17 protein-coding genes and 4 pseudogenes are annotated in these 18,166 nt (G+C 68.3%); 8 read left to right on the top strand and 13 right to left on the bottom strand.

Annotated features, from left to right (window positions below):
• The first annotated feature begins 205 nt into the window (after positions 1-205).
• Positions 206-1,177 carry an enoyl-CoA hydratase/isomerase family protein gene (locus tag MCHUDSM44219_RS00770; protein WP_048416313.1) on the top strand — a complete coding sequence of 324 codons (972 nt, stop codon included), beginning with the start codon at positions 206-208 and terminating at the stop codon, positions 1,175-1,177.
• On the opposite strand, the gene MCHUDSM44219_RS00765 is transcribed toward MCHUDSM44219_RS00770, so the two are convergent.
• The 4 genes from MCHUDSM44219_RS00765 to MCHUDSM44219_RS00750 are packed head-to-tail and all read right to left on the bottom strand — an operon-like array spanning position 1,174 to position 5,240.
• Positions 1,174-1,938 carry an enoyl-CoA hydratase/isomerase family protein gene (locus MCHUDSM44219_RS00765; RefSeq protein WP_048416312.1) on the bottom strand — a complete coding sequence of 255 codons (765 nt, stop codon included), beginning with the start codon at positions 1,936-1,938 and terminating at the stop codon, positions 1,174-1,176. The two genes, MCHUDSM44219_RS00770 and MCHUDSM44219_RS00765, sit on opposite strands and share 4 nt — an antisense overlap.
• Positions 1,939-3,027, bottom strand: a complete 1,089-nt coding sequence (locus MCHUDSM44219_RS00760; protein WP_048416311.1) for an acyl-CoA dehydrogenase family protein — start codon at positions 3,025-3,027, stop codon at positions 1,939-1,941.
• Positions 3,014-3,829, bottom strand: coding sequence for an acyl-CoA dehydrogenase family protein (locus MCHUDSM44219_RS00755; protein ID WP_048416319.1), 816 nt, complete (start codon positions 3,827-3,829; stop codon positions 3,014-3,016). Before MCHUDSM44219_RS00755 ends, MCHUDSM44219_RS00760 begins: the two co-directional genes overlap by 14 nt.
• The gene (locus MCHUDSM44219_RS00750) at positions 3,807-5,240 is read right to left on the bottom strand and encodes a class I adenylate-forming enzyme family protein (RefSeq protein WP_048416310.1); all 1,434 of its coding nucleotides are present in this window, start codon (positions 5,238-5,240) and stop codon (positions 3,807-3,809) included. The genes MCHUDSM44219_RS00755 and MCHUDSM44219_RS00750 overlap by 23 nt, the downstream gene beginning before the upstream one ends.
• 114 nt (positions 5,241-5,354) lie before the next feature.
• Here MCHUDSM44219_RS00750 and MCHUDSM44219_RS00745 point away from each other — a divergent pair, with 114 nt between their 5' ends.
• The gene (locus MCHUDSM44219_RS00745) at positions 5,355-5,654 is read left to right on the top strand and encodes a 2Fe-2S iron-sulfur cluster-binding protein (RefSeq protein WP_231508418.1); all 300 of its coding nucleotides are present in this window, start codon (positions 5,355-5,357) and stop codon (positions 5,652-5,654) included.
• Here MCHUDSM44219_RS00745 and MCHUDSM44219_RS00740 read toward each other — a convergent pair.
• The 5 genes and pseudogenes from MCHUDSM44219_RS00740 to MCHUDSM44219_RS00720 all read right to left on the bottom strand — a co-directional run.
• Positions 5,642-6,691 carry a CaiB/BaiF CoA transferase family protein gene (locus MCHUDSM44219_RS00740; protein WP_082161968.1) on the bottom strand — a complete coding sequence of 350 codons (1,050 nt, stop codon included), beginning with the start codon at positions 6,689-6,691 and terminating at the stop codon, positions 5,642-5,644. The two genes, MCHUDSM44219_RS00745 and MCHUDSM44219_RS00740, sit on opposite strands and share 13 nt — an antisense overlap.
• Positions 6,688-7,644 (bottom strand): LLM class F420-dependent oxidoreductase, encoded by a 957-nt coding sequence (locus tag MCHUDSM44219_RS00735; RefSeq protein WP_048416308.1) that lies wholly within the window; start codon positions 7,642-7,644, stop codon positions 6,688-6,690. The genes MCHUDSM44219_RS00740 and MCHUDSM44219_RS00735 overlap by 4 nt, the downstream gene beginning before the upstream one ends.
• Positions 7,641-8,042 (bottom strand): cobalamin B12-binding domain-containing protein, encoded by a 402-nt coding sequence (locus tag MCHUDSM44219_RS00730; protein WP_048416307.1) that lies wholly within the window; start codon positions 8,040-8,042, stop codon positions 7,641-7,643. Before MCHUDSM44219_RS00730 ends, MCHUDSM44219_RS00735 begins: the two co-directional genes overlap by 4 nt.
• Positions 8,042-8,455: pseudogene (locus MCHUDSM44219_RS00725) on the bottom strand (methylmalonyl-CoA mutase family protein); the annotation flags it as partial. The pseudogene MCHUDSM44219_RS00725 and the gene MCHUDSM44219_RS00730, both read right to left, overlap by 1 nt.
• 133 nt (positions 8,456-8,588) lie before the next feature.
• Positions 8,589-9,693 (bottom strand): annotated as a pseudogene (locus MCHUDSM44219_RS00720) (methylmalonyl-CoA mutase family protein); the annotation flags it as partial.
• A gap of 171 nt (positions 9,694-9,864) precedes the next feature.
• Between MCHUDSM44219_RS00720 and MCHUDSM44219_RS00715 the strand changes: the two are divergent.
• The 6 genes from MCHUDSM44219_RS00715 to MCHUDSM44219_RS00690 are packed head-to-tail and all read left to right on the top strand — an operon-like array spanning position 9,865 to position 16,186.
• On the top strand, positions 9,865-10,719 hold the full coding sequence (locus MCHUDSM44219_RS00715) for an SDR family oxidoreductase (RefSeq protein ID WP_048416305.1): 855 nt from the start codon (positions 9,865-9,867) through the stop codon (positions 10,717-10,719).
• On the top strand, positions 10,716-12,224 hold the full coding sequence (locus MCHUDSM44219_RS00710; RefSeq protein ID WP_048416304.1) for a class I adenylate-forming enzyme family protein: 1,509 nt from the start codon (positions 10,716-10,718) through the stop codon (positions 12,222-12,224). Before MCHUDSM44219_RS00715 ends, MCHUDSM44219_RS00710 begins: the two co-directional genes overlap by 4 nt.
• Positions 12,221-12,523 carry a hypothetical protein gene (locus MCHUDSM44219_RS00705; RefSeq protein WP_048416303.1) on the top strand — a complete coding sequence of 101 codons (303 nt, stop codon included), beginning with the start codon at positions 12,221-12,223 and terminating at the stop codon, positions 12,521-12,523. Before MCHUDSM44219_RS00710 ends, MCHUDSM44219_RS00705 begins: the two co-directional genes overlap by 4 nt.
• 14 nt (positions 12,524-12,537) lie before the next feature.
• On the top strand, positions 12,538-13,995 hold the full coding sequence (locus MCHUDSM44219_RS00700; RefSeq protein WP_048416302.1) for an adenylate/guanylate cyclase domain-containing protein: 1,458 nt from the start codon (positions 12,538-12,540) through the stop codon (positions 13,993-13,995).
• 29 nt (positions 13,996-14,024) lie between these two features.
• The gene (locus MCHUDSM44219_RS00695) at positions 14,025-14,858 is read left to right on the top strand and encodes a putative hydro-lyase (RefSeq protein WP_048416301.1); all 834 of its coding nucleotides are present in this window, start codon (positions 14,025-14,027) and stop codon (positions 14,856-14,858) included.
• Complete coding sequence (locus tag MCHUDSM44219_RS00690) at positions 14,855-16,186, top strand: MFS transporter (protein WP_048416300.1); 1,332 nt, start codon at positions 14,855-14,857, stop codon at positions 16,184-16,186. Before MCHUDSM44219_RS00695 ends, MCHUDSM44219_RS00690 begins: the two co-directional genes overlap by 4 nt.
• On the opposite strand, the gene MCHUDSM44219_RS00685 is transcribed toward MCHUDSM44219_RS00690, so the two are convergent.
• The 4 genes and pseudogenes from MCHUDSM44219_RS00685 to MCHUDSM44219_RS00670 all read right to left on the bottom strand — a co-directional run.
• The gene (locus tag MCHUDSM44219_RS00685) at positions 16,181-16,585 is read right to left on the bottom strand and encodes a nuclear transport factor 2 family protein (RefSeq protein WP_048416299.1); all 405 of its coding nucleotides are present in this window, start codon (positions 16,583-16,585) and stop codon (positions 16,181-16,183) included. The two genes, MCHUDSM44219_RS00690 and MCHUDSM44219_RS00685, sit on opposite strands and share 6 nt — an antisense overlap.
• Complete coding sequence (locus MCHUDSM44219_RS00680) at positions 16,582-16,974, bottom strand: Zn-ribbon domain-containing OB-fold protein (protein WP_048416316.1); 393 nt, start codon at positions 16,972-16,974, stop codon at positions 16,582-16,584. The genes MCHUDSM44219_RS00685 and MCHUDSM44219_RS00680 overlap by 4 nt, the downstream gene beginning before the upstream one ends.
• Before the next feature lie 26 nt (positions 16,975-17,000).
• Positions 17,001-17,524: pseudogene (locus MCHUDSM44219_RS00675) on the bottom strand (thiolase family protein); the annotation flags it as partial.
• A gap of 1 nt (position 17,525) precedes the next feature.
• Positions 17,526-18,165 (bottom strand): annotated as a pseudogene (locus MCHUDSM44219_RS00670) (beta-ketoacyl-[acyl-carrier-protein] synthase family protein); the annotation flags it as partial.
• Position 18,166 lies beyond the last annotated feature (1 nt).

Genomic DNA, 18,166 nt, shown 5'->3' with positions numbered 1-18,166 from the left:
ACCCTCGACCTCGACACACCAGCCCAACGCATGGCCGCCCTCATTAACCAAGCGGCCTAACCGTTGTCATGACCACTTGACTTTGAGCGCGTGTGAGCGACCAGGAATGCTATTCCGCGGCAATTTAAGCGAAGAGTCGAAATCGTCCGGGCGGGCGCCAACGCTGCGAGACTGACCTCGAGCTCGACGGAATCAAGGAGGCGCCGTGCCAGACCACGACTACGCGGAGATGAAGAAGGACGCCGAGCAGTACATCCGCTTCGAGAAGGACACTGCGAACCGGATCGCGACGATCACCTTCGACCGGCCCGACGCGCAGAACTCGACCACGCTGGGCATGCGCCAGCTCTATGCCGACCTGATCCACAAGTGCAACGTGGACGACGACGTCAAAGTGGTCGTCATCCGCGGTGAGGGCCAGGACTTCGGCAGCGGAGGCGATCTGCCCGAGCAGCGGGACATGCTGGAGAACCCGGGCATGCCGCTGCTGCACGAGGTCGCGATCAACGACGACGACGTGAAGTATCCGCCCGGCGGCTCGTACCGCTACCTGTCCACCGTGACCGACTTCTACGCCAAGGCGCCCGCCGGCAACCGGCCGCTGCAGGAACTGCGCAAGATCAGCATCGTCGAGGCCAAGGGGTACTGCTACGGCTGGCACTTCTACCAGGCCGGTGACGCGGACCTGGTGGTCTCCTCCGACGACGCGCTGTTCGGCCACCCGGCCTTCCGCTATGTGGGCTGGGGCCCGCGGCTGTGGTGGTGGGCCGAGACCATGGGGCTGCGCAAGTTCTCCGAGATGCTCTTCACCGGAAGGCCTTTCACGGCCAAGGAAATGGACGACTGCGGCTTCCTCAACAGCGTGGTGCCCCGCGACGCCTTGGAAGCCGAGACGCACAAGTACGCGCTGGCCTGCTCGCGGTCGCGTCCCACCGACACCGTCGCGGTGCAGAAGACCTTCCTGGAGCTCTACAAGCAGCACAAGGGCGAGTACTTCGGCAGCCTGCTCACCGGCATGGTCGAGGGCATGCTTCCGCTCATCCGCAACGATCAGCAGGCCGACGTCGACCTCACCGAGGGCACCTTCGAGAAGGGACTCAACAACGTGGTCAAGGACAACGATCTGAACTTCCCGCCGGAGTGGCGGCTCAGCCGTTCGGGGCGCAACAAGCCCTAGTCCTTGGCGATCAGACCGTCGACGATCGTGTTGAACTCAGGCGTGCCGAACGACACGTACTCGGCGAGGTTGGCGTAGTCCAGCGACGCCATCACCGAGCGCTCCAGCTGGATGTTCATCAGCCGCTTGGTGGCTTCGACCGCCTGCTGGGGCAGCGCCATGATCTTCTTCGCACACGCGATCGCCTCGGAGACCGGCTCGGCGACAACGTGATTCGCCAGGCCCAGCTCCAGTGCCCGCGGCGCCTTGATCCGCACGCCCGTCAACGCGAACTCCTTGGCCTGCAACAGGCTGATCTGCGACCCCCACACCAGCGGTCCGCCGTCGGCGGCGACCAGACCGATCTGGACGTGCGGGTCGGCGAAGTGCGCGGTCTCGGCCATGTAGACGATGTCGGACAGCGCGGCCAGGCTGCAGCCCAGTCCCACGGCAGGACCGTTGACCGCGGCGATGACCGGCACCCGGCAGCGCACCATGCCGATGACCAGATCGCGGCCGTGCTTGATCGTCTTGCGCCGCAACGCCTCGTCACGGCGCAACTCGTCGAGATAGTGGAAATCGCCGCCGGCCGAGAACGCCCGCCCCGCGCCGGTGATGACCGCGGCCCGGACGTCGGCGTCCTCGTTGAGCGCCTCCCAGATCCGGGCCAGGCCGACGTGCAGCGCGTCGTTGACCGCATTGAGCTCGTCGGGCCGGTTGAGCGTGATGATGCGCAACCCACCGTCGGCGCGGACGTCGATCTCTTCTGGCATGTCGTACATCTAGGCCCCCAGTCCGAGGATGCGTTGCGCGATGATGTTCTTCTGGATCTGCGACGTGCCGCCCATCACGCTCTGGGCGCGGCTGTACATGTAGGCGCCGAACAACTCCTCGTCGCCGGTGCCGACCGTGTGCAGCGCCGCGTGGCCGACCGACTGCTCGACCCAGGTCATCAGCAGCTTGTCGAGTGACCCCTGGGGACCGTGGGTCAGGCCGTCGAGTTGCTCGGAGAGCCGCCTGCGCACATGTAGCCGCAGCATCTCTGTCTGGACCCACGCCCACAGCAGCTCGGCGTTCGGTGCGCCGTCGACGCGGGACGCCATCTGGCGCACGGTCTTTCCATAGCGTGCCGAGAACCCGAGCGTGGAGGGCTCCCGCTCGTGGCTGACCACCGTCATGGCCAGCTTCCACCCCTCGCCCGGCGCGCCCACCATGTTCTCGGCGGGCACCCGGGCGCCGTCGAAGCTCACCTGGCCGAACTCCCGGGTCACGCCGCTGATCATCTTCAGCGGACGCTGCTCGATGCCGGGTTGGTGCATGTCCACGATGAACGCCGAAATGCCCTTGTGCTTGGGCACGGTCTTGTCGGTGCGCGCGAGCACCAGGCACCAGTCGGCGACGTCGGAGTAACTCGTCCAGATCTTGTGGCCGTGGATCACGTACTCAGACCCGTCCTGCACGGCCGTCGTCGTCAGCGACGCGAGATCTGATCCCGCGCCCGGCTCGGAGAAACCCTGACACCATCGCTCGGTGCCGTTGATCATGCCGGGCAGGAAGCGTCGCCGAAGATCCTCGCTGCCGTGGTGACTCAGGCCGACGACGAGGTAGCCCAGACTCGGCCGTGCGGGCGCGCCGGCTTTGGCGATCTCCTCGTCGACGATCACGTCGTACACCGGCGGCAGATCATGACCGCCGTACGCCTTCGGCCACGACGTGCCGAAGAACCCCGCCTCGAACAGTGCCCGGTGCCACTGTCCGGCCTTGGCCCAATAAGCGTCGCCCGACGTCGGGAACCTGCCCTTCTGCTCGATCAGCCAGGCCCGCAGGCGCTTCCGGAACGCGGCCTCGTCGGCGGAATCACGAAAGTCCAATGGTCAGCTCCTCCAGCTTTACGGGCCACACCTCGGTGGCGGCCAGGACCCGGCGCAGATAGACATGGGCCAGGCACTCCCAGGTGTTGCCGATGCCGCCGTGCACCTGGATCGACGTCTCGCACACCGTCATCGCGGCGCGCGCGCAGTAGATCTTGGCTATCCGGGCGGCGTCGACGGCCTCGGCCACCGGGAGTTCGTCGACGGCCCAGGCGGCGTGGCGCGCAACGCTGATGGCCCCTTCGATCAGCGCCAGGCCTTCGGCGAGCAGATGCGCCACGGCCTGATAGGAACCGATCGCCGCGCCGTACTGCTCTCGCACGGCGGCGTATTCGGTTGCCAATGCGTGCGTTCCCCTCGCCGCGCCGAGGATGTCCGCGGTGCTGGTCGCCAGCGCGAGCGCATACCAGCGGCCCGACTCCTCCTCGGACAGCCGGCTCAGTTCCGGCGGCGACTCGACGACGCCGACGAGGGCGCCGGTCAGATCCACCGACGTCAGCGGCTCATCGGTGACCGCGACCGTGCGGCCCAGCCGGCGCTGCAGGTCGTCAACGAGCACAGGCCCCAGGAACGGCACGTCGACCAGCCGCCTGCCGAATTCCTCGGCCACGATCGCGACCTCCACAGCGGACGCCCCGTCGGAGCGCAACACGCGAAAGCCGGTCGCGTCCAACGCCTTCTCCAATCGCGCGACGCGGACCTCGTCGTCGAGCTCGGCCACCGACCCGGGTCCCAGGCCGGCCGCCAACTCGGCAGCCGCAGCACGCAGCTGCTCCTGTTCACTGGTCAGACGAACGTCCACGGATTCCTCCACTCTCTGCGCAACCGCTCAACGCCCGCTCCCGGAGCACTCGGCGCAGCACCTTGCCCGACGGCAGGCGCGGGATCTCGTCGACGATCACCACCCGGCTGGGCCGCTTGTAGGACGCCAGCCGGTCGGCCACGACGGCGATCAGCGCGTCGGGCTCCACGGTGGCGCCCACCGTCACGGCGGCGATGATCGCCTCCCCGTCGGGGGCCGGGACACCGAACACCGCGCAGTCCTCGACGGCGGGATGGCCGTGCAGCACCGCTTCGATCTCGGCGGGCGCGACCTGGAAGCCGCGCACCTTGATCATCTCGCGGGCGCGGTCGGTGATGCGCAGATAGCCGTCGGCATCGAGGCTGCCGATGTCGCCGGTCCGGTACCAACCCTCCGAAAATGCCTGGGCCGTCGCGTTTTCCGGGAGGTAGCCAGCCATGGCGGCCTCCGATCGCACCTGGATCTCCCCGTCGGCGCCGATGCCCAGCGGCGTCCCGGTCTCGGTGTCGACGACCCGCACGCGCACGCCGTCGACAGCACGGCCCACGGTGTCCAGGCGCGCCGCGGGCAGATCGTTGCAGGAGATGACAGGCAGTTCGCTGGCTCCGTACGCGGTCACCCACGCGACCCCGGTGCGCTCGGTGACGGCGTGGGCCACGCTGCTGGTGACCGGCGTGGCACACCACATGAGGTAGCGCAGGGACGACAGGTCGTGGGCTTCCAGGCCGGGGTGCGCCGACAGCGCCAGCGCGATCGGGGCGACCGCCATGTCGACGGTGATGCGGTCGGCCTCGATGTGGCGCAGCATCGTGTCGATGTCGAAGCGTGGATGCAGCCGGATCCACGCCCCGGTGTCGAGCGCCGTCACGATGTTGAGCAGTCCGAGGATGTGCGATGGGGGTGTCATCACCTGCAGACGATCTGCCGAGGTGAGCTGCAGCGCCCCGCGCCAGTGCCGGATCGCGGCAGCCAGCGAGGCGTGTGTGTGCCGAACGGCTTTGGGCATCCCGGTGGTGCCCGAGCTGAATACCAGGACCGCGTCCGCCCCGGGATCGATCGCCTCCGCCGTGCACGATGCCGGTGGGATCGGCTCGTCCAGATGCAGCATCGGCATCGCCGCGGCGAGCACCGCGTGGTCGCCCACCGCATGCGCCGGCCGGGTCAGTGACAGCGCGTGGCCGACCTCCGCCTGCTTCCACGCCGGGCTGAGCAACACCGCCGCCGACCCGAGGCGCCAGATCGCGCGCAGCGCGACCACGAACTCCGGCCGGTTCGACGACATCACGGCGACCCGGGACGACGGACCGACCCCGCGCAGGCGCAGTGCGGCGGCCAACGCCTCGGCCTGGGCGTCGAGGTCGGCGAGACTGTACTGCCGTTCCCCGAACGCGAGCGCCATGGGCTCACTCACGTCGCGCGCGCCCTCCTCGTGGATGATGATGAGAGGAATACCGTTTGTCGAGGAGAATAGTATTCTCCTATTATCAGAATGACAATGTCGATCGGTGAAGGAGCGGGACGTCGCGTGGACGCCGAAACAGGTCTGACCGGGGGCACCATCACCATTCAGCTGGACGGGAGCACCGCGTCGGTGCCGACCAGACCCGGGGAGACGCTGCTCGACAGCGCGCGCCGCGCCGGGATGGGGCCGCCCTTCTCCTGCGAGGCCGGCAACTGCGGGACGTGTATGGCGCTGTTGAAGACCGGCCGGGCCACGATGCGGGTCAACGATGCGCTGACCGAGGACGAGGTCGACGAGGGATACGTGCTGACCTGCCAGGCAGTTCCGGACACTCCCGATGTGACGGTCACCTACGACGAGTGAGCGGTGCGCGCGTGTTCGTCGAGACGGGGCGCGGGACGGTACTCGGGTTGATGGTCCGTGATCCGGATCGGACTGCGCACCAACCGAAAGTCCCCCGCTGTCACCACCGCCTCGGGGGTGGCGGCCAACGCCTCGGGCAGCGTACGCACCGCTGACACCGGGATGCCGAGCGGCCGCAGCCGGGCTTCCCAATGCGCGGCGGTGTCCGTCGCGAGCGCGGCGCCGACCAGCTCCAGCACCTCGTCGCGCCGAGACGCCCGTTCGGCCATGGTGGCGAAGCCGGCGATTCCGGCCTCCGCGGCGAACGCCGCCCAGAAGGCGTCGTGGGTGATGAACAGTGCGAGATACCCGTCGGCGGTCGGGAACAACTGCGCCGGAACGTAATACGAATGCGCGCCGTACGGGTGCCGGCGCGGCTCGGTGCCGTCGTTGAGATACGCGGCGGCGCGGTAGTTCAGCTGCGAGAGCATGACGTCGCGCAGCGACACGTCGACCTGTCCCCCGCGCCCGGAGACGATCTGAGCCAGCAGGCCGAGCGCCGCAGTGAGGCCGGTGGAGTTGTCGGCCGACGAATACCCGGGCAGCGTCGGCGGGCCCTCCGGGTCGCCGGTCATCGCCGCCACTCCCGTCGACGCCTGGATCACGTAGTCGAACGCCGGGTCGTCCCCGCCGTCGAGCCCGTAGCCCGTCAGCGCCACGCACACGATGCCCTCGTTGTACTGTCGCAGCGACTCGTAGGTGAGGCCCAGCCGCCGGATCGCCGACGGCTTCATGTTGACCAGCAGCGCATGGGAATCCGCGACCAGCTCGCCGAGCCGTTGCCTGCCCTCGGCGGACCGCAGATCCAGGCAGACGCTCTGCTTGTTGCGGTTCAGGCTCGCGAAGTAGCTGTCGCTGACCTGGCGGGAGATCTCGCCGCCCGGCGGCTCGATCTTGAGCACGTCGGCGCCGAGGTCGGCGAGCATCATCGTGGCGTACGGACCCGCGAGCATGACGCCGACCTCCAGGACGCGGATGCCGGCCAGCGGACCCTTCACTGCACGGCCTTGGCCAGCTCCGCGATCACCTCGCGGGTGCGGTACTTCGATGCCACCAGCTCGTCGCGGGTGTCGCCGATCGGCAGCAGTCGTACCGACAGATCGGTGACGCCGGCGTCGGCGAACTGCTTGAACCGCGCCAGAATGTGTTCCATGTCGCCTGCAGCGCAGAGGTCCCCGACGTTGCGCGCGTCGCCGCGATCGAGCAGCCGCTGATAGTTCGGCGACGTCTCGGCCTCGGCCAGGATGCGGTTGGCGCGCTCCTTGGCGGCGTCGATCTCGCTGGTGGCACACAGACACACCGGGATACCAGCCACGATGCGCGGCGCGGGACGCCCGGCCTCGGCGGCGGCCCTGGTGATCTTCGGGGCGATGTGCTCGCCGATCGCCTTCTCGTCGGCCATCCAGAGAACGGTTCCGTCAGCACGCTCGCCGGCGATCTGCAGCATGACCGGTCCGAGCGCGGCCACCAGCACCGGAAGCGGCGTCTCGGCGGCCAGCACCGTCGGGTTGTGCACGGTGAACGACGCGTTCTCGACGTCGACGTCGCCCGGACCGGCGAGCGCGGCGTCGAGCACCTCGAGATAGTCGCGGGTGTAGGCCGCGGGCTTGTCGTAGGGTAGGCCCAGCATGTCGCGCACGATCCAGTGGTGCGACGGGCCCACCCCGAGCGCGAGCCGGCCGGAAGCCATCGCGTGCACCGAAAGAGCCTGGCGGGCCAGCGCGATCGGGTGCTGGGCCTGCAGCGGCACGACGGCGGTACCGAGTTCGATCCGCGTCGTGTGGGCGGCCATCAGCGCGACCATGGTCAGGCAGTCGAAGTCGTTGGGCACCTGCGGCATCCACGCGGTGTCCAGACCGGCCGACTCGGCCCACTGGATGTCGGAGACCAGCTTGGCGACCTTGCGCGCCATGTCCCCGCGCTCGGCCCCGATCATGACACCCAGTCTCATGACCGGTCCGCCGTCTCGGTCAGCTCGCGGACGTCACGGACCAGATCCTCGAGCGAGGTCCCCGTCGGGAACACCGCGGCCGCTCCCGCGTCGAGCAGCTTCTGCACGTCGGCCTGCGGGATGGTGCCGCCGACGACGACGGCGATGTCGCCGGCGTCGGCCGCCCGCAGCGCATCGACAGTACGTCGGGTCAGCGCGACGTGCGCACCGGAGAGTATCGAAAGACCCACCAGCGCAACATCTTCCTGCAGAGCGATCGATACGATGTCCTCGATCCGCTGGCGGATGCCGGTGTAGATGACCTCGAAGCCCGCGTCACGCAGCGTGCGTGCGACGATCTTCGCGCCGCGGTCATGGCCGTCCAGGCCGGGCTTGGCGACGAGTACCCGGGTGGTCACTAGAACACCACCGGCTGGACGAACTCGCCCCACACCGACTTCAGCGTGGACACCATCTCACCGACGGTGCAGTAGGCGTTGGCGCAGTCGATCAGGTTGTGCATCAGATTGTCGGTGCCTTCCGCGCTCTTCGCGAGCGCTGTCAATGCCTGCCGGACGGCGACGGCATCGCGTTCGGCCTTGACCTTCGCGAGCCGCTTGAGCTGCAGATCCCGTCCCTCGGCGTCGAGTTCGTAGGTGGCGATCTCGGGCGGCGGCTCGTCGGTGACGAATCTGTTCACGCCGACGACGGGCCGATGCCCTTGTTCTACTTCCTGGTGGATCGTGTAGGCCTCGTCGGCGATCAGCCCCTGCAGGTAGCCGTCCTCGATGCAGCGCACGCTGACCCGCCGCGGTCAGCTCGGGGATGTGGTNGGGCGACGTGGTGGTGGTCGTCGGCACCGTCGTGGCGATGCTGTGGTGGTGCTGCTCGGCCAGCGTGTCCTTGATCGCGTAGCCCAGCAGCGGGTGCGGGCTGACCTCGACGAACACGGCGTGGTCGGCCCCGGCGGTGGGCGACTTTGGTGACACCTGTCTCGTAGGCCAGGATCTGCTGGGTCCGCAGCGCGAGCGTCGCGGACTCCTCGCTGGGTAGCGCGAACGGCTCGTCCCAGGCCGCGGTGAACATCGACTGGACACCGCCGAGCACCGCCGCCATCGCCTCGTAGGCCACACGGACCAGATTGTTCTGCGCCTGGGGCGCATACAGCGACGCACCACCGGCCACGCAGCCGAACCGGAACATCGACGCCTTGTCGGTGGTGGCGCCGTAGCGCTCCCGCACCAGCGTCGCCCAGCGCCGCCGGCCCGCCCGGTACTTCGCGATCTCCTCGAAGAAGTCACCGTGGGTGTAGAAGAAGAACGAGATCTGCGGCGCGAACTTGTCGATCGTCATCCGGCCGCGCTCGACCACGGTGTCGCAGTAGGTGACACCGTCGGCCAGAGTGAAGGCCATCTCCTGCACGGCGTTGGCGCCGGCGTCGCGGAAGTGTGCGCCGGCCACCGAGATCGCGTTGAATCTCGGTACCTCGTCGGCGCAGAACTCGATCGTGTCGGCGATCAACCGCAGCGAGGGCTCCGGCGGCCAGATCCAGGTGCCGCGCGACGCGTACTCCTTGAGGATGTCGTTCTGGATGGTGCCGGTGAGCTTCTCGCGCGGGACGCCCTTCTTCTCGGCGGCGGCCACGTAGAACGCCAGCAGGATCGCAGCGGTGCCGTTGATCGTGAAGCTGGTGCTGATCGCGTCCAGTGGGATGCCGTCGAACAGCACCTCGGCATCGGCGAGCGTGTCCACGGCCACGCCGACCCGCCCGACCTCCTCGCCGTATTCGGGATCGTCGGAGTCGTAGCCACACTGGGTGGGCAGGTCGAGCGCCACCGACAGCCCGGTGCCGCCCTGGTCGAGCAGGTAGCGGTACCGGCGGTTGGACTCCTCGGCCGTGCCGAAGCCGGAGTACTGCCGGAACGTCCACGTCTTGCCGCGGTATCCCGATGCGAAGTTGCCGCGGGTGAACGGATAGGTACCCGGCGGTGGCGGATCGCCGGCCCGGTCGGCCGGTCCGTACACGGGCTCCAGCGGCAGCCCGGAGGGTGTCTGTACTGGGTCGCTCATCAGTGGATAACGTACTTGCAAAAAATGAGAATGCCAATACCGTCTGAGGCAAAGATGCACGCAGCGATGGGTGTCGGCGGCCGAACCGCAACTCCGAAGCCCCGGTACACAGCGATTACGCGATTCGCATAAAATGAGAACGGCACTATCCAGTGTCCGCAAGGAGGCGCGATGTCCGACGTACCCACCGAGTCGCCGTTCACCGACCGCACCATGGTGGTGTCGGGCGGCAGTCGCGGAATCGGCCTGGCCATCGCCCTGGCCGCGGCACGGCGCGGCGCCAACGTGGTGCTGCTGGCCAAGACCGCCGAGCCGCACCCCCGCCTGCCGGGCACCGTGCACACCGCGGTCGCCGAGGTCGAGGCCGCCGGCGGCAAGGCGGTGGCGGTGGTCGGCGACGTGCGCAACACCGACGACGTGGTGCGCGCGGTGGACACCGCCGTCGCGCACTTCGGCGGCATCGACATCGTCGTGAACAACGCGAGCGCCATCGCCACCGAACCGACCGAGGCACTCTCGGCCAAGAAGTTCGACCTGATGATGGACATCAACGTCCGCGGCACCTTCCTGCTCACCAAGGCAGCGTTGCCGCACCTGCGAACGTCGGCCAACCCTCATGTGCTCACGCTGGCGCCACCGCTGAACACGAGTCCGCACTGGTTGGGTGCGCACCCGTCCTACACGCTGTCCAAATACGGCATGACGCTGCTGTCGCTGGGGTGGGCCGAGGAGTTCCGCGGCGAACGCGACGGGGCGGGCATCGGCTTCAGTTGCCTGTGGCCACAGACCTATATCGCGACCTCCGCGGTGGCGAACCTCCCCGGCGGCGACCAACTCGTCGACGCCTCCCGCAGCCCGGACATCATGGGCGACGCCGCGGTGGCGATCCTGGCCAGGCCCGCCCACGAGGTGAACGGCCGGACCTTCATCGACGCCGATGTGCTGACGGCCGCCGGCGTCACCGATCTGTCGACGTACGGCGGCGGGGACGACCCGCTGTGGGATATCTTCCTGGACAAGTCATGAGTATCTCCCTGCTGCTGGAAATGGCTGCGTCGTCCGATCCGGATCGGACGGCGGTGGTCGACGACGACACCCGGCTCACCACCGGTGAATTGAGCGCGCTCGCCGATGGCGGCGCGCAGGTGATCGCCTCCTCGGGCACCCGGCACGTCGCGTACGTCGGCACGGGCGGCGCCATGCTTCCCCTCCTGTTGTTCGCCTCGGCCCGCACGGCGATACCGGTCACGCCGCTGAACTACCGACTCTCCCCCGACGGCCTGCGCACCCTTCTCGATCGCCTGCCCGACCCACTCGTCGTCGTCGACGACGAGTACCGGGCGGCCGTCGGTGACGGGTACCGGGTACTGGGATCCGCCGAATTCCTCGCCGAGGCAGGCGAAACGGAGCCCGGCCCGGACATTCCGGTGTTCGCCGATCCCGACGCCGTCGCGGTCGTGCTGTTCACCTCGGGCACCACCTCCACACCGAAAGCCGTCGAACTCACCCACAACAACCTGACCAGTTACATCACCGGCACCGTCGAGTTCGCCTCCGCAGAGCCGGGAGACGCCGCGCTGATCTGCGTGCCGCCGTACCACATCGCGGGGGTCGGCGCGGCGCTGTCGAACCTGTACGCGGGCCGGAAGATGGTGTACCTCAGGCACTTCGACGCAGAGCAGTGGGTGCGGCTGGTGATCGAGGAGGGCGTGACGTCGGCCACCGTCGTGCCGACGATGCTCGACCGTATCGTCTCGGTCCTGGAGGCACGAGCCGTCTCGCTGCCCACCCTGCGCACCCTGGCCTACGGCGGCTCGAAGGTGCCGCTGCCGTTGGTGCGCAAGGCGCTCGACCTGCTGCCCACGGTCGGCTTCGTCAACGCCTACGGCCTGACCGAGACCAGCTCCACCATCGCCGTGCTCACCCCCGACGATCACCGCGCCGCACTCGCCGCCGGCGACGAGGCGGCCATCCGCCGGCTCGGCTCGGTGGGCCGGCCGGTGCCCGGCGTCGACGTCGAGGTCCGCGCCGACGACGGACGGGTGCTCGGCCCCGGCGAACCCGGAGAACTGTTCGTGCGCGGCGAGCAGGTGTCGGGCAGATACACCGACATCGGATCCGTCCTCGACGACAACGGCTGGTTCCCGACCAAGGATGTCGCCTACCTCGACGGTGAGGGATACCTGTTCATCGGCGGCCGCTCCGACGACACCATCATCCGCGGCGGTGAGAACATCGCGCCCGCCGAGATCGAGGACGTTCTCGTCGAGCATCCGCACGTTCGCGACTGCGCCGTGGTCGGCGCCGACGATCCCGAATGGGGTCAGATCATCGTCGCCGTCGTCGTCGCCCATCAGGGAACAGAACCCGACATCGAGGATCTGCGCGCCCATGTCCGCGCGCAGCTGCGCGGATCTCGCACTCCCGACCGGGTGGTGTTCCGAAACGAACTCCCCACCAATGCGACCGGCAAGGTGCTGCGCCGTGAACTCGTCAACGAACTCAACGCCACGTCGAAGGAGCCCGCATGATCAAGAACGGCACCCGCCTCCAGAGCCAGGTCTGTGAAACCCAGGTGATCGTGGTGCGCAGCGCCGACAGCCTCGACGATCTGCGGGCCGGTGGCGCACCGATGGTCCCGGTCGGCGACAGCGTCGATGCCGGCCTGTCGCTCGACGAGGCGCTCGCTGACGGCAACCTGATGGGCAAGCGCTACGTCGACGACGGTGGCGCCGAGGTGCTCGTGACGAAAGCCGGCAAGGGCACGCTGTCGATCGGATCCACTGCCCTGACCCTCAAGGAAGCCAAGCCGCTGCCCGCCAGCGACTGATAGCTTCTCCCCGTGTGAGGCCACGGCGGCTGCTGACCCGGTACGCGGTGGGTCTGACCACGGCCTACCTGCTCACGGTCGTCGAGGTCGCGGCCATCGTCGGCGCGCTGGGCGGTCGTGGCGTGGTCACGCTCGGCAACATCGTCACCCTGGTGGTCGTCGTGACCGTCGGTACGGCCACCGTCGGACTCGGAGCGGTCGCCATCCTGCGGCCGTCGCTGCGGTGGCTGTCGGCGGGACGGCGGCCCACCTCTGCCGAGATCGCCACCACCGCCAGGATCATCCGTCGGCAGGCGGGGATCATGTTGGCTCCATGGCTGTTGACCGCGGCGGTGCTGGTGCCGCTCAACCGCGATGCCGAGGCGTCGGTGTTCGTCGTGATCACCACGACGCTGCTCTTCGGCGCGATCGCCGCGGTGTGCACCGGCTTCCTGTTCACCCTTCGCACGTTGCGGCCGCTGATGGCCCGCGTGCCACCGGGCGAACGACCTGCCGCACCGGGCGTGCGGGCGCGACTGATCCTGATGTGGACGTTGTGTACGGCGCTGCCGGGCACCGCGATCGCTGTCCTGCTGATCATGCGGTACCGCAACTGGCTGTTGACCGAGGACAGTCCGATCGAACTGGCACTGCTGGTGCTGGCTCTGGTGGCCGTCGTCCTGGGATTGCGGGCGATGCTCGTGGTGTCGATGTCGATCTCGGATCCGATCGGCCAGGTGGTGGCGGCGATGGCCGACGTGGAGCGGGGCGACATCGACGGCAGCGTCGAGGTCTACGAGTGGTCCGAGATCGGTCGTCTGCAAATCGGATTCAATCGCATGGTGGCGGGTCTTCGGGAACGTGACCGGCTTCACGACCTGTTCGGACGGCACGTCGGCGAGGAGGTGGCCCGTCGCGCGCTGGAACAGGGCGAGTCGCCCGAGGGCGACGAACGGGAGGTGGCGGTGCTGTTCGTCGACCTCACCGACTCGACCCGGTTGGCCGTCGAGCGGGAACCGCACGAGGTGGCCCGGATCCTCAACGACTTCTTCCGCATCGTCGTCGCCGAGGTCGACGCGCGGCACGGGCTGATCAACAAGTTCCAGGGCGACGCCGCGCTTGCGGTGTTCGGTGCGCCGCTGCGCATCGCCGACCCCGCGTCGGCTGCACTGGCGGTCGCACGCACCCTCGCCGACGAATTAACCAGTCTCAGCGTCGATTTCGGCATCGGCGTATCGGCGGGTCCGGTGTTCGCAGGCAACATCGGAGCGGAGAACCGCTACGAGTACACCGTGATCGGCGACCCCGTCAACGAGGCGGCACGGCTGGCCGACTGCGCGAAAGAGCACCCCGGTCGGGTGTTGAGTTCCGGCGCGGCCGTCGATCGGGCCGGCGCGGAGGAACAGGCCCACTGGTCCCCCGGGGGCGAGACCACCCTGCGGGGACGCTCCGACGTCACCGACCTCTACACACCCGGTTCACCTGCGCGTTAGTTCCGCGCGCGAATGGGGAATGCTCGCGTATGCAAACCGCGGCAGCCCGGGATGTGACCGCTGCGGGGCGGGCGCGCGCCGACATCCGGGCCGGACGGCATACCGGGCCCACCAGCGGATTGGCGCCGGGGTTCGCGCAGACCAACCTGGTGATCCTGCCCGAGGCGTACGCGCTCGACTTTCTGCGGTTCTGCGTCCGGAATCCGGGACCGTGCCCCCTGCTCGACGTGACCGCGACCGGCAGCCCCTGCCCGCAGATGCTGGCCCCCACCGCCGATCTGCGCAGCGACCTCCCGCGCTATCGCGTGTTCACCGACGGGAAGTGCATCGCCGAACCGACCGACGTGCACCGCTACTGGCGTGCCGATCTGGTCGCCTTCCTGCTGGGGTGTTCCTTCACCTTCGAGTGGGCGCTCGCCGCGGCCGGCATCCCTCTCGCCCATCAGCGCCAGCGCACCAACGTTCCGATGTACGTGACCGACCGGCCCTGTGTGCCCGCCGGTCCGTTCCGCGGGCCGATGGTGGTCTCGATGCGTCCGATACCGCCCACCGATCTGGCCCGCGCCGCGGACGTGACGGCGCGCTTCCCCGCCATGCACGGCGCCCCCGTCCACGCGGGCGATCCGGCCGCGCTGGGCATCGGCGACCTCGCCCGTCCCGACTTCGGCGATCCGGTGGCGATCGCCGACGACGAGATCCCGGTGTTCTGGGCGTGCGGGGTGACACCGCAGACGGCGGTCCAGAGCGCCGCTCCGCCGATCGCGATCGTCCATGCGCCCGGACACATGTTCATCACCGACCTCCCCCACGAGCACTACGACAGTGCGGCCCCTGCATCCCGACTGCCCGGAGGATTGTCATGACCGTCGATCATGAGCACTCGCAACGCACCGACGCCGCATCAGGCACCGTCGCCAAGGCGGTGCGCGGCGCGGCGATCGGCAACACCGTCGAATGGTTCGACTTCGCGATCTACGGGTTTCTCGCGACCTACATCGCCGAGAAGTTCTTCCCCCCGGGTGACGAGACCGCGGCGCTGCTGAACACGTTCGCGATCTTCGCCGCCGCATTCTTCATGCGGCCGCTGGGCGGCTTCTTCTTCGGTCCGCTCGGTGACCGGATCGGCCGGCAGAAGGTGCTGGCGCTGGTGATCCTGATGATGTCGGCGTCCACCCTCGCCATCGGGCTGGTCCCCAGCTATCAGAGTATCGGCGTGTTCGCGCCGATCCTGCTGCTGCTCCTACGCTGCCTGCAGGGGTTCTCCGCGGGTGGCGAATACGGCAGCGGCGCATGCTATCTCGCCGAGTTCGCCTCCGACCGGCACCGCGGGTTCGTGGTCTCGTTCCTGGTCTGGTCGGTGGTGGTGGGTTTCCTGCTCGGTTCGGTGACCGTCACCGCGCTGGAGGCCGTCTTGTCCGAATCCGCCATGGACGCCTACGGCTGGCGGATACCGTTTCTGATCGCCGGCGTGCTCGGCGCCGTCGGTCTGTACATTCGGACGCGCCTGGGTGACACCCCTGAGTTCGTGGAACTGCGCGACTCGGGAGAGGTGTCGTCGTCCCCGCTCAAGGAGGCGATCACCACCGCGTGGCGGCCCATCCTGCAGATCATCGGGCTGGTGATCATCCACAACGTCGGCTTCTACGTCGTGTTCACCTTCCTGCCAAGCTATTTCACCAAGACGCTGGAGTTCAGCAAGACCGATTCCTTCGTGTCCATCACCGTCGCCAGCGTCGTCGCGATCGCGTTGATCCCTCCGCTGGGAGCGCTGTCCGACCGGATCGGACGTAAACCGCTGCTGATCGCCGGTTCGGTGCTGTTTGCGGTCTTCACCTATCCGCTGTTCCTTCTGCTCAACAGTGGCTCGCTGGCCGCGGCGATCGCCGCGCATGCGGGCCTGGCCGCGATCGAATCGGTGTTCGCGTCGACGGCGCTGGCGGCGGGCGCCGAGTTGTTCGCCACCCGCGTGCGGTCCAGTGGGTATTCGATCGGCTACAACATCTCGGTGGCCCTGTTCGGCGGCACCGCCCCGTATGTGGCCACCTGGCTGGTGGCGCGGACCGGCAACCAGATCGCCCCGGCCTATTACGTGATCGGTGCCGCCCTCGTCACGCTGCTGACCGTGCTGACGATGCGCGAGACAGCGCGCCGTCCGCTGCGCAAGCTGGTCACCCAAAACGAAAGATCATGAGGCGCCCACCGTTTCCACCAGCACGGTGGTGAATCGGCGACGGGCGAGCCGCCAGCCCCGGTCGGTGCGGACGAACTCGTCGTCGTAGACACCTGCCGCGTGCACGCCGGATTCGTTGTCGGCGGCCATGATGAGCGCGTCGACATAGGCGCGCGCCCGGGCGGCGTCCCCGTCGACGGTCACCACCGGATTGGTGATCCGGTGCATCGTGTGGCCAACCGGCGCATGCGCGGCGGCCATGAACTCGGTCACCGAGTCGACGCCCTGCCAGACACCGATCTCGCCGTAGTCCAGCCGGCAGTCCTCGGTGAACACCGTGCGCAACAACGGCCAGTCACGGGTGTCGATCCCGGTCGCATAGCGGAACAGGACGTCGGTGATCTCCGCGACGTCGCTCATGCGACCGGCTCGTAGCGCAGCAGGGTGACGCCGTGATCGGGGTGGTCGCAGAACACCGGTCGCACCCGCATCCCGATCCAGATGTCGGCCGGCTCGACGTTGACCAGCTCCGTCGAGAACCGCGGTCCCTCATCCCATTCCACGATCGCGAGGAGTTGCGGCACCGCATCGACGAAGTGCGGGCCGACCGGCCGGCGCGCGACGGTATAGGAGTACAGCGTGCCCATCCCGGAGATCTCCCGCCACACCAGGTCGTCGGCGAGGGTGCGCGGGGCGCGCACCCTCGGATAGAAGACGTAGGACTGCCACGAGGGTGAGTACTGGATGACGACCCGGTGCTCGGCCAAGCCATCCCAGAACGGTGCCGTGGTGGGTGTCTTGACCGGCATCGGCCGCGCGAAGGTGTGGTCCACGGTCAATCCCCCTCCAGCACGAGCGTGGTCTGTTCGGACAGAATGCCGCCGTTACCCGAGACGAACGCGCGGTGGCAGTCGGGCACCTGGGCCGCGCCCGCGCGACCCATGATCTGCCGGGTGGCGTCACACACGTGGTGCATGCCTCCGGCGTTGGCGGCCTGACCGAAACCCAGCTGTCCGCCCGCGGTGTTGACCGGGAAATCCCCGCGGAAGGTGAGGTCGTGCCGGGCCACGAACTCCATCCCCTTGCCCTTCTCGCAGAACCCGGCGTCCTCGAGACTCAACAGCACGGTGATGGTGTAGCAGTCGTAGATCGACACCATGTCCATCTGGGCGCGTGTGAGTCCGGACATGGCGAAGGCCGTCTCGGCGGCCCGGATGATCGGCGTCTGCAGCAGGTCCTCGGCGTAGGTGGGCGTCTTGTAGGGCACCTGCTCGCCGAACCCTCTGATCCACACCGGCCGGTTCGCGGTGCGGGCCGCGACGTCGGCGCCGGCATCCGGACCGCGGGCAACGCGCTGCCNACTACTGGTGGACGTTCAACATGCCGACCGATCACGGCGATCCACGAAGAGCTCATGACAGTCTGAACTCGTCGAGGTCGACGGTTACTCCCTCGGCCATGGCCCGTTCGTCGTAGCCGTAGATCGACGCATACCGCTGGGCGACCTGACCGTACGGACCGTTCTGGCCGAGATTGCCGTAGGGAATCTCGAATTCGGCCTGTGGCGAACCGTATTGGTTGCTCGACGCGCCGAAGAACACCGCGTCGGTCATCGGGCGGGGCAACTTGTCCGAGGTGGGGGTGAGGTAGCGCGCCGGGATGACGCACAGCACCACGTCGCAGATCCCCAGCTCGATCGCCGCCGCGGCCCGCCACACCATCCCCGCGGCGCTCGCCCCGCCGAGATCGACGAGCTCGGCGAAGTTCGCTCGCACGCCGAGGTATTCGGCAACGGTCGACGGGACGAAGATCTCCGACTCGGCGAGGTGGGTGGTGACGATCCCGTCGACGTCGGTTCCGGCCAGTCCGGCGTCGGCCAGAGCGGCGGAGGCGAGCTCGGCCCACTGCTCGATCATGAACGGGGCGACCGTCGCCTTGCTCATCCGCTCCGGCGGCAGCTCCACGTAGCCGACGATGGCGGCTTCGCCACGTAATCCCATG

Source organism: Mycolicibacterium chubuense, from assembly GCF_001044255.1.
GTDB classification, from domain to species: domain Bacteria; phylum Actinomycetota; class Actinomycetes; order Mycobacteriales; family Mycobacteriaceae; genus Mycobacterium; species Mycobacterium chubuense.
The sequence above is the reverse complement of the archived record's forward strand: the minus strand, read 5'-3'. Positions and strand labels throughout refer to the sequence as shown.

What these genes read in the sequence shown, in the direction of transcription:
- MCHUDSM44219_RS00690 (WP_048416300.1), top strand. Translation starts at nt 14,855, where the DNA reads ATGACCGTCGATCATGAGCACTCGCAACGCACCGACGCCGCATCAGGC.
- MCHUDSM44219_RS00715 (WP_048416305.1), top strand. Translation starts at nt 9,865, where the DNA reads ATGTCCGACGTACCCACCGAGTCGCCGTTCACCGACCGCACCATGGTG.
- MCHUDSM44219_RS00710 (WP_048416304.1), top strand. Translation starts at nt 10,716, where the DNA reads ATGAGTATCTCCCTGCTGCTGGAAATGGCTGCGTCGTCCGATCCGGAT.
- MCHUDSM44219_RS00705 (WP_048416303.1), top strand. Translation starts at nt 12,221, where the DNA reads ATGATCAAGAACGGCACCCGCCTCCAGAGCCAGGTCTGTGAAACCCAG.
- MCHUDSM44219_RS00765 (WP_048416312.1), bottom strand. Translation starts at nt 1,938, where the DNA reads ATGTACGACATGCCAGAAGAGATCGACGTCCGCGCCGACGGTGGGTTG.
- MCHUDSM44219_RS00685 (WP_048416299.1), bottom strand. Translation starts at nt 16,585, where the DNA reads ATGAGCGACGTCGCGGAGATCACCGACGTCCTGTTCCGCTATGCGACC.
- MCHUDSM44219_RS00735 (WP_048416308.1), bottom strand. Translation starts at nt 7,644, where the DNA reads ATGAGACTGGGTGTCATGATCGGGGCCGAGCGCGGGGACATGGCGCGC.
- MCHUDSM44219_RS00695 (WP_048416301.1), top strand. Translation starts at nt 14,025, where the DNA reads ATGCAAACCGCGGCAGCCCGGGATGTGACCGCTGCGGGGCGGGCGCGC.
- MCHUDSM44219_RS00680 (WP_048416316.1), bottom strand. Translation starts at nt 16,974, where the DNA reads ATGCCGGTCAAGACACCCACCACGGCACCGTTCTGGGATGGCTTGGCC.